This is a genomic window from Bifidobacterium sp., assembly GCF_051876855.1.
Lineage (GTDB): Bacteria > Actinomycetota > Actinomycetes > Actinomycetales > Bifidobacteriaceae > Bifidobacterium.
In genome coordinates this window covers 1-10,663 of sequence record NZ_JBJEIH010000052.1, presented here as the reverse complement: position 1 = coordinate 10,663, position 10,663 = coordinate 1, and the positions used below count along the sequence as shown (strand labels likewise).

At 61.7% G+C, this 10,663-nt stretch carries 6 protein-coding genes; 4 read left to right on the top strand and 2 right to left on the bottom strand.

Going from position 1 to position 10,663, the window contains the following annotated elements; translation table 11 throughout:
• Positions 1 to 647: 647 nt before the first annotated feature.
• The 4 genes from ACI38B_RS04080 to ACI38B_RS04065 all read left to right on the top strand — a co-directional run bounded on the left by ACI38B_RS04080 (position 648) and on the right by ACI38B_RS04065 (position 8,624).
• On the top strand, positions 648 to 2,246 hold the full coding sequence (locus ACI38B_RS04080; protein ID WP_439729636.1) for an aminopeptidase P family protein: 1,599 nt from the start codon (positions 648 to 650) through the stop codon (positions 2,244 to 2,246).
• Between the two features lie 353 nt (positions 2,247 to 2,599).
• Positions 2,600 to 3,112 carry an NUDIX hydrolase gene (locus tag ACI38B_RS04075; RefSeq protein WP_439729635.1) on the top strand — a complete coding sequence of 171 codons (513 nt, stop codon included), beginning with the start codon at positions 2,600 to 2,602 and terminating at the stop codon, positions 3,110 to 3,112.
• Between the two features lie 161 nt (positions 3,113 to 3,273).
• Positions 3,274 to 4,905, top strand: coding sequence for a bifunctional folylpolyglutamate synthase/dihydrofolate synthase (locus tag ACI38B_RS04070; RefSeq protein WP_439729634.1), 1,632 nt, complete (start codon positions 3,274 to 3,276; stop codon positions 4,903 to 4,905).
• Positions 4,906 to 4,928: 23 nt separating this feature from the next.
• Entirely contained in the window at positions 4,929 to 8,624 is a 3,696-nt protein-coding gene (locus ACI38B_RS04065; RefSeq protein WP_439729633.1) for an AAA family ATPase, read from the top strand.
• 106 nt (positions 8,625 to 8,730) lie between these two features.
• On the opposite strand, the gene ACI38B_RS04060 is transcribed toward ACI38B_RS04065, so the two are convergent.
• Both ACI38B_RS04060 and ACI38B_RS04055 read right to left on the bottom strand, forming a co-directional pair.
• Positions 8,731 to 9,975: a carboxylate--amine ligase gene (locus ACI38B_RS04060; RefSeq protein WP_439729632.1), complete on the bottom strand. Its 1,245-nt coding sequence runs from the start codon at positions 9,973 to 9,975 to the stop codon at positions 8,731 to 8,733.
• A gap of 53 nt (positions 9,976 to 10,028) precedes the next feature.
• Positions 10,029 to 10,663: glutamate ligase domain-containing protein (locus ACI38B_RS04055; protein WP_439729631.1), on the bottom strand; the 635-nt coding region annotated here is incomplete at its 5' end.

Here is a 10,663-nt window from a genome sequence, read left to right as displayed (position 1 = left end):
AGATTGTGGGGGAGGGATGGCGATCGGGTGGGTTGTGTATGCCGGGAGATGCGTGGTGTGCGGGACGAGTCAATGATGGCACGGCCAAGATGGGGGTCGGTTGCATTATGCATGTCGTGGCATGCGCGGTTTGCGGTTGGGGTGGCGGTATTGCGGTGATGGTGGTGGTTTTGTTGGGTTGTGTATGTCGGTGTATGCGTGGTTTGCGGGGTGGGATGGAGATTGTGGGGGAGGGGTGGCGATCGGGTGAGTTGTGTATGTCGGCGCATACGGCCGCCGCGGAACGTCTGGGCTTTGAAACGATGCCCGGTCGGAACCGGACACTTGCGTATGTCATCGCATACGCGCGTGACCATACAGTGTTCAGTTTTGCCGCTCGTGTATCAGAGCGTCGTATGTCAGAGCGGCATATGCGCGTAAGGACCACCCGACCCCGGCGTTGGTGCCCACCTCGGCCAATGGGTATGCGGGTATGACTAGAGTGGCAGTGATTGAAGACAGGAAATGCCCTTGCGCAGCAGTGCGCCGACACGTGTGGCTGGGCCATCGTGCAACGTGCATGACCGGGCATCGCGCAATACGCGCGGCTGGGTCATCGTCCACGGTCACTTGCGCAAGGAAAAGTGATAGGACCACATGGAGGAATCATGGATTCGGTGATTACCGAAGCAGACAAGGAATACGAGGCCGAAGAACGCAAGAACGCCCCGGGCCCGGACCAGCCGATGGCAGACCGGGTGAACAACCGTTCGCTGCGTCCGAATAGCGAGACGTTCCGCCAGTTCATGACCACCGGCTGGGACAACGCCGAGCCGGCGGTCGAGCCGCTGGAATCCAGCAAGTACATCGGTGAGCGTCTGGAGAAGCTGGGCAAGCGGTTCCCCGGCGAGCGCATCGTCATTCCTGCAGGCCAGCCGAAGGTGCGCAATAATGACTGCGATTACGCGTTCCGCCCGGATACCGCGTTCGCGTACTATACCGGCTTGGGCTGCGATTACGAGGCGGGTGCCGTGCTCGTGCTCAACCCGCTTGATCCGAACAGCGCGGAGGCGAAGGCTGGCAAAACCCATACGCCGGAACTGTTCGTCGCCCCTCGTGCCGATAACAGCACGGCTGATTACTATCGTGACACCCATTACGGCGAGTACTGGGTCGGCCCGCGTGCCGGTCTGCGCGAGCTCAAGGCGATGACAGGCATCGAGACCCATGACATCGCCACGCTCGAGGACGCGATCAGCAAGGATGTCGGCGCCGAGGCCGGTGCTGTGCAGCTGCGCGTAGTGCGCACTACCGACCCGTCGATCACGCAGATGGTCGAACGTGTGCGCGAGGCGAACGGTTTCGGCGATCCGGATGCCAATACGAAGGCCGATGAGGCGTTGGCAGAGTTCGGTTCCGAGCAGCGCATGGTCAAGGACCAGTATGAGATTGGCGAAATCCGCAAGGCTGTCGAGGCCACGAAGCACGGTTTCGATCGTATGCTCACCCATTTGCCGCGCGTGATTGGCCGCCCGCGTTCCGAGCGCATGCTGGAGGGCGCGTTCAATTCGGTGGCACGCGAGGAGGGCAACGCCGTCGGTTATGACACGATTATCGCCTCGGGCAAGCATGCGCCGATCCTGCATTGGATGCGCAACACCGGCGTGGTCGGCGACGGCGAACTGCTGCTCGTCGATGCGGGTGTTGAGGTCGATAGCCTGTACACGGCCGACATCACGCGCACTTTCCCAGTCAACGGCAAGTTCACGCCGTTGCAGCGCAAGCTGTATCAGGCGGTGCTGGACTCCCAGCAGGCCGGTTTCGAAGCCGCGCAGCCGGGTGCCACGTATTCGGATATCCACCATGCGTGCATGCGCGTAATCGCCGAGCGTCTGCACGAGTGGGGCATTCTGAAGGTTCCGGTCGAGGAATCCCTGTCCCCGCAGGGCCAGCAGCATCGTCGTTGGCTTGCTTGCGGTGTCGCGCACCATCTGGGGCTTGACGTGCATGATTGCGCGCAGGCCCGCTACGAGTCGTATCAGGGCGCGAAGATTACGCCGGGCATGATTTTCACGATTGAGCCGGGCTTGTATTTCGCGGCGAACGATTTGCTGCTCCCGCCTGAGCTGCGTGGCATCGGTATTCGTATCGAGGACGATGTGCTCATGACCGAGCACGGCCCCGAATGGATTTCGGCCGGCATCCCCAAGCAGATCGACGAGGTCGAGGCTTGGCTTGCCGAGCGTGCCGCGGCGCGTGAGGACTGAGATCCAGAGCCTCTGAGGCGTCAATCCGTTGCGATGGCCACGCCGGAGCAAGCCATCGCGGCGGATTGACGTATCTTCCGGTATTTTCGGGTAGGTTCCAGCACGTTTCGGCATGTTTCGACACGTTCCAGTACGTTCCGGCACGTTCGGATGCGTTCCGCATGTTTCGGTACGTTCCGCACGTTCCGCACGTTCCAATACGTTCCAAGCCCCGATTTTCACATCCCGCCTACGCGCCCAACCCTTCCGTACGCCCAACCTTCCCGTCCGACCAACCTTCCCGTACCCCCGCCTCTCAACACCACCGACAAGCACAACCGACAAGCACCAACAACAACAAGCATGGAGCATCAATGCCGACACCTGATTTCATCATCGAATTGCGCAAATCCATTGGTCACAGCCTCCTATGGCTGACCGGCATCACCGCCTATGTGCGCGACGACGCCGGGCGCGTGCTGCTCGGCCGGCGTTCGGACACCGGCCAGTGGGCGCTCGTCTACGGAATCGTCGAGCCGGGGGAGGAACCGGCGGATACCGCGGTACGCGAAGTCAAGGAGGAAACCGGCGTGGACGCGATCGTCACCGATCTGGTAGCGGTCACCAGCAGCGACCGCATCATCACCTACGGCAACGGCGACCAAGCGCAGTACATGGATCATTCTTTCCTGTGTTCACTACGCCCCGGCGGCAACGCGCAGCCCTTCGTGGGCGATGAGGAAAGCCTCCAGGTCGGCTGGTTCGCCGTGGACGACCTGCCCAGTCCTCTCGCGGCGAGCACCGTCGAGCGCATGGCCGTATTCCGTGATTACCTTGAGCGCCGCGAGCATGGCGACCGTGCCGCGGTTTTTCGCGGTGGGCGCTGATTGCGGATTCCCCATGGATTTCGCATACAATTCGCATAGAATAGGAACAAAGTGCCCGGATTGGCCTCCAGTCGGTAATCCGGGCACGCGAATGCGGTCTGCCAGCGCCGGCCGCATGTCCCCACAGCACAGCAATAGGCATAGGAAAGAGACCAGCGGGTATGTCGTTTGAACATCCGAATCGCAGCGGCGAGAACATCCGTGACGTTGAGCGCGAGATTATGAAGCGCCCACCGGAACACAACAAGACGAATCTCGACCTCGACCGCATGAACATGATGGTCGATCTGCTCGGCAACCCGCAGGACAGCTTCCGCGTCATCCATATCACCGGCACGAACGGCAAGGGGTCCACCGCGCGCATGGCGGAGGCGATCTGCCGTTCGTATGGTATGCGTACCGGCCTGTACGCGTCCCCACATCTGGAGAAGATCAATGAGCGTATCGCCATTGACGGCCAGCAGCTGTCCGATGACGATTTCATCGACTCGTGGGACCAGATCAAGGATCTGGTTGCGCTGGTGGACCGCAAGATGGAGCAGGAGAACAAGCCGCCGATGAGCTTCTTCGAAGTGCTCACTTCGATGGCGATTTGGAAGTTCGCCGATGCCCCGGTCGATGTCGCGATTTTTGAAGTCGGTATGGGCGGCGCTTGGGACGCGACAAACGTCATGGATGCGGATGCCGCGATCATCGGCCCGGTGGACATGGACCACATGCAGTGGCTGGGCGATACGGTCGAGAAAATCGCCACCGAGAAGTCAGGCATCATCAAGCCTGGCTGCACGGCGATCATCGGCCGTCAGCCGCACGCCGAACAGGTCATGCCGATTCTTGAAGCCGCAGCGAAACGCAACAACGCCACGCTGGTTCGTGACGGAGAGGAGATGGAAGTCGTCTCCCGCGTCCCCGCAGTCGGCGGCCAGATGGCGACGCTGCGCACACCGGAAGGTGAATACCGCGACGTGCCGATCGCGAAATTCGGCGAACATCAGGCACATAACGCACTAGCCGCGCTTGCCGCCGCGGAAACCGTGATTCCGGTCAATGGCCAGCTTGACCAAGATCTGGTCGATGAGGCGCTCGGCAGCGTGAAGGTGCCCGGCCGCATCGAACAAGTCCGCACATCCCCGACGATCATCGTCGATGGCGGGCACAACGTGAACGCCGCCCAATCCTTGCGCGCCGCGATCGAGGAGAATTACAGTTTCCAGCAGCTGGTTGGCGTGGTCGCCATGATGGGCGACAAGCAGGTCGAGGAATATCTTGGCGTACTCGAGCCGATTCTGAGCGAGATCATCGTCACCGAGAACTCGTGGCGTGACCGTGTCATGCCCGCCGAAGAGCTGGAGAAGATTGCGGTGCGCGTGTTCGGCCCGGACCGTGTGACCGTCATCAAGGATCTTCCGGATGCCATCCAGGCGGCTGTCGACAAGGTCGATGCCGAAGACGATCTGGGTGTCGGGTACGGGCATGGCGTGCTGATTTGCGGCAGCTTCGTCACCGCGGGTGATGCGAGGACATTGCTGACCGAACATATGGCCGCTGACCTGGCCAAGCCGAAGGCCGAACGCGTCAATCCGCCCGTGGTCTTGCCTGAGGACGCGAACGATGCCGGCAAGACCGCCGACACTGCCGACGCAGCCGACACTGACGGCAAGCCGGAAACCGACGATGTGATCAACGAGATCCTCAACGCCGGCGAGGAAGGGCTGAAGTTCACCATCGACGCACGTACGTCAGGCAATACGGACAAGTCCGCCGGCAACACATCCGGAACCAGTAACGCCTGACCGGCCAGAACCCCGCCACGCCCATGTATCTCAAGGAACTCACCCTTCGCGGATTCAAATCCTTCGCGAACCCGACGACGCTGCGCTTCGAGCCGGGCGTCACAGCCGTCGTCGGTCCGAACGGGTCAGGCAAATCCAACATCGTTGACGCCCTGACTTGGGTGATGGGCGAGCAGGGCGCCAAAAACCTTCGTGGCACGTCGATGGAGGACGTGATTTTCGCGGGCACCTCCACCCGGCCGCCTGCGGGGCGCGCGCAGGTCTCTCTGACCATCGACAACACCGATCACGCGCTCGACATCGACTACACGGAAGTGACCATCAGCCGTACGCTGTACCGCAACGGCGGCTCGGAATACGCAATCAACGGGTCGGCGTGCCGGCTGCTGGACATCCAGGAACTCCTGTCGGATTCGGGCCTCGGCCAGCAGATGCATGTGATTGTCGGTCAGGGCAGGCTTGACGCCATTCTGCGTGCTGACCCGAGCGGACACCGCGCGTTCATCGAGGAGGCTGCCGGCATTCTCAAGCATCGCAAACGCAAGGAACGGGCGTTGCGCAAGCTGGCGAACACTGAAGATAATCTCGCCCGGCTTGACGATTTGCTGCGCGAAATCCACCGCCAGCTCGGCCCTCTGGGGCGTCAAGCGCGCGTTTCCCGGCGTGCAGACACCATCCAGATGACCATCAGGGACGCTCAAGCCCGGCTGTTCGCCGATGACGCGTGCCAGTTGCGAGATAAGCGCGACCATCTGCGCGGCGATCTCGCCGACACCCGCCGCCGGCTCGCCGCGTTGCAACAGGACCTGGCGAAAGCCAAAGTGCGCATCGAACAGGTGGAGGCCATCACCTCGGGATCCAACCCGCAGCTCGCCCAAGCGAATCAAGTGTGGCACGACCTGTCGCGCCTTGAGGAACGATTTGGCTCCCTTGCTTCTGTGGCCGCAGAACGTGCCGCCTCCATCCGCTCGCAGATCGTGGTCGATACCGGCGAAAATCCTGACATGCTCACCAAACGCGCCGACGAACTTGAGCGGCAGGCCGCCAAGCAGCGGGGTGCGGTCGATGATGCGCGGCTCGCTTACGATCAGGCGACTGAAACACGCGCCGACCATGAACGGCGTCTCGCCTCGATCCGCCAGACCTTGACCGAACTGCGCAAAACCGCGCAGCAGCGCGACGCGCATATCGCCAATCTGCGCGAACTAATCGCCCGCGAGGAATCGGCGGTGCATGCGGCAGACACCAGAATCGCCGACCTGTCCACGCAACTGTCCGACATGCGGACGCAGGCGGAGCAGGCACGGACGCGCGTCACTGAACTGGAACAGGAACGCCAGGAGGCCGATGACGACGGGGGAGCGGCACTCGACGCAGCCAGAACAGCCCTCCAGCACAGTCAGGAGGCGCTTGACGAGACGCTTGCCCGGCAGCGGGAGCTCAACGGGAAAATCATCTCCCTGCAAGCCAAGGCAGATGCGCTCGCCGACACTTTGGACAGCCGTAATGCTGCCGGTGAGCTTGAAACCGACCGGGATATCGCCGTCATGGGACGGCTCGCGGATTTCATCCGCATCGAAGACGGGTGGGAAGAAGCCATCGCGCATGCTCTAGGCGACTATGCGAGCGCGATTGTCGTCCCCGGGCAGGAGCAGATGCTCGCCGCCTTGGAACGTGCGCAGGACCATGCGCTCGGCAAGGCGGTGCTGCTGCATCCGCTCGGTGGACAAGCGAGGGATGCTGCTGTGGGTGCTGATGATAACGTTGGCACTGCCGACACTGATGATGCTGGTGTCACTGCTGCCACCGCTGATACCGCCGCCACCGCTGATACCGCCGCAAGCCAACCGATACCGAACGAATCCGCCGCCGCGCTGGTCGACGCGAACCCGCATGCTCAAGACCCCGAAGCCGCTCGCCGCGTCACAGCCGCGGTGCATGTGCTACTCGCCGACACCATCGCCAAAGAGACACGGGACGATGCCCTCGAGGCAGTCAATCGTGGCCCGTGGACGCGAGCGGTCACCCGTCAAGGGGAGGTGCTTACCGCTGTGGGGGCGCAAGGCGGATCATCCCTGTCACAAAGCGATCTGTCGCTGGCCGCAAAGCGGGATAAGGCGCTTGCGGATATGCAGGGATTGCGCTCCCGGCTTGCCGACATCGACGCGTCGGTGGCTGAGCTGACTGGCAAACGCGACCAGGCTCGGCTCGACGTTGACCATCAGGCGCAGCTGCGTACTGAGTCGCGAGTCAAGGCGCAACAGGCGCAACGAACACTGAAGGCGGCGCGGGAACGGGCAGAGAGCGCCGCACGGCAGCTTGCACGTGTCGAGGAGACGTTGCACAACGCGTCACAAGGGCGGGACGACCATCAGGACAAGCTTGAGGATGTGCGCAAGGCGTTGACGACCGCGCAGGAATCGCAGGATACGAACGCCGACCTTGACGACCTCGCCGCACGCGAGCATCAGCTCGAGCAGCAACTCGGGCAGACGCGCGAACAGGAGGTGTCCGCAAAACTCGCATGGAAGGAATCTGACCGGCAAGCCCAGTCATTGCAACGGCAAATCGGCTTGTTGCGCGACAACGCCGAACAGGCAAGGCAGCGACAAGCGCGAATCCAGGAACAGAACGACACCCGCCGTCGACATGCCGAGGCCGCCGACCGGGTGTCAGGCGATGCCGCCGCCTGCGCACGGCTCGCCCATGCGAGCGTCGTCCGCGCCGCACAGCGCCGCGATCGTTTACAAGCGGAACTGTCCACCCATGATGAGGAATTGAAAGCATTGAGGGCGGAGCGCGACCGGTTGGAACCCCAGGTACAGCACCTGCAGCGCGACGAACATGAGCTTGATGTGGAGCGTGAACGGCAGGCTGCCGCTTGGGGACAGCTCACCCAGAAGGTCGCGGACACGCTCGGTATGGATATGGACGAGCTGGTCGAGCAGTATTCCCCTGATCACCCGGTGCCGGTGTTGTCGCCGGAGCATGCCGCTGCTCCGGGGGAACACCAGTCGGAAGCGCAGAACGAGGATCAGACAGCCCCGGCGACCGTCCCGTACGTGCGGCAGGAGCAGGTCAAACGTCTGGAACGCGCCCAGCGCGACCTCAAGGCCTTGGGCAAGGTCAACCCGCTCGCCGCCGAGGAATATGAGGCGCTCAACGCGCGCAACCAGTATCTGCACGACCAGCGTGATGATGTTGCGAAAAGCCGTCAGGACCTGCTCAAACTCGTGCAGGACTTGGACCAGACCATGGTCAGTGTGTTCTCCAGCGCGTTCGAAGACACGGCCGCCGCATTCCAGCATGTGTTCGCCACCCTGTTCCCGGGTGGTACCGGCCGGCTCAGGCTTGAAAACCCGGACGACATGCTGAACACCGGGGTGATTGTCGAGGCGAGTCCCGCCGGCAAGCGCGTCAAGCAGCTGAGCCTGTTGTCGGGCGGCGAACGCTCGCTGACCGCGCTGGCCCTGCTGTTCGCGATTTTCACGGCCCGCCCCAGCCCCTTCTACGTGATGGACGAGGTGGAAGCCGCGCTCGACGACGTGAACCTCACGAGGCTGCTGGACGCGCTGGACGACCTGCGCGAGCACGCCCAGCTCATCATCATCACGCACCAGCAGCGCACGATGGCCATCGCTGACGCGCTTTACGGCATCACCATGCGCGCCGACGGTGTGAGCGCCGCCATCAGCCAGCGGCTTGAGCATCATGGTTGACGGCTGACGGTTGATGGCTGACGGCTGACGGGGTGTAACGGTACAGGCTCAGTTGTGGCCTGCGGATTGGGAACGCGCCGCCATGCCGGCTGATGACGCTAGCCGGTCAGAACTTCAAGCGCATGTGCTCGAAGTTGACCCGGCCCCAGAATCGCTGCCTCAAGGTATCCTCACGGCACAGCAGCGGGCTGCTCCAATGGCCCGAGTCGAACATACGCATGGCGGCGTCATGCTTGGCCCCGTGTGTCTCATGGTCGATGATGCTGCGCGGAACCATCGTGAACAGGAAATCGTCGTCGGCGGCAAGTTCCTTGGCGGACAGGGCATCGTGCAAATCATGATGCATGACGAAATGCTCGATCAACGGCTTGACGAACGGGCACCCGGCCAGACTGACATAGTAGGTGTTCCTGCCGGGACGCGTGTTGACTTCCAAGAAATGGGGGTTGCCATCGGCATCATCCATAACGTCGAAGTTCGCATAACCCTCGTAGCCGGTGTCCGCAAGGAATCGCCCGGCTGCTTCAAGCAGATCATGATGTTTGCCCGTGGACATGATAACCAGAGGATTGCCAATACCGGTGGCGCTACGGTCCTGCACAAGCACATCGCCGCTGACTGCCACGATGGCGGTGCCGTTGGCGTCTGAGAACGTGGTCAGCGTATGCAGCGACTCGTCGCTAGCAGACAGACGCTCCTGAATCAGCAAAGCATGCGAATAGCTTGATGCGGCGACGGCATCGTAGATTGAGAACAGCTCCTGTTCGGAGGAGACGATATAGACTTTGTTTTTCCCGGGGATATCGGCATAATGCCAGTCGGCGGAGTTCGAAGGCTTCGCGATGAGCGGATAGCTCAGTCCGGACAGTTCTCGCTTCTCGCGCACGACACGCATCGACGTGCCGGCAAGCACGGAATCGTCATACGAATCGGAGAACGGCACGACGATGGTTTTCGGATACGGCATGCCCAGTCGGTCGCAGCGGGCGTAGAAGCGATCCTTCTGTGTAATGTCGTCGAGCAGGGCGAAATCGATATATGGAATCACATATCCCAGTTCTTCCAGCTCCTGCTTGTGCTTCGACAAATTGCGCACATGCCAGTCGCTTGCCCCGGCGATGACAACAGGCTGCGCGTCGAAATGACCCGCATGGGCGTGGAGCCACTCCATCAGCCGCTGTTCCTTGTCGATGTCTTCGATTGTGTGGTAATCGGTGAATCTACTGGCTGAAGAGTACTTGATATCAGCGCCTGCCAGCATGGTCGTCTTGCTGGAATAGCACCGGTGAAGCTCCCGGGCGTATGAATATCCGAGGGTGTCCCCGCCGAGGACGATTGGCTCAAAATCCATAATTATTCCTTACCTGTCATAAATGTGCGAATGCGTTCGCTCTGTATGCCGCGTCACCCCAGCAAGCGTGCAAGAATCGCGTCATCGCCCTCATACGGGGTATGCCGGTTCAGGCGCTTGACCCAGCGCTCATTGCCTTTGCCGATGGCGAGGATGACGTCGAGACGCTCCGGATGGCTTTTCGCGGCTGCGGCGGCGTTTTCAATGGCTTGTGCGCGGTCAAGGATGATGTCGGACTCGACCTGCGGATTGGTAACGTAGCCCGCCATCTGCTTGCAGATATCCTCCGTGGGCTCCGTATTGGTGTCCTCCTCGGTGAAGATGAACCGGCCGATCCGATGCTGGGCCGCTTCGACGATTTCCTTGCGGCGGTCGTACGCCTTGTTGCCTGCGGAACCGGTGACCAAGGTGATATACGGATGGCGTGCGCTGAACCGCTCCTCGACGTAATCAAGCAACGCCGTCATGGAAATCCCGTTATGTGCGTAGTCGACGATGGCGACGGTGTTCGTGGACGGGTCTTCGAAGCGTTCCATGCGTCCGGCAATTTTCACCTGCTCCAACGCGTGCAGGGCTTCCGATGATGTGTCAAGCCCCAACGCGTGGACGATCGCCAGCGCGGCGGCGGCGTTCGCATAGTTGAAATCACCGTCAATCGCGAGCGAGAACAAGCCGAAATCGACACCGT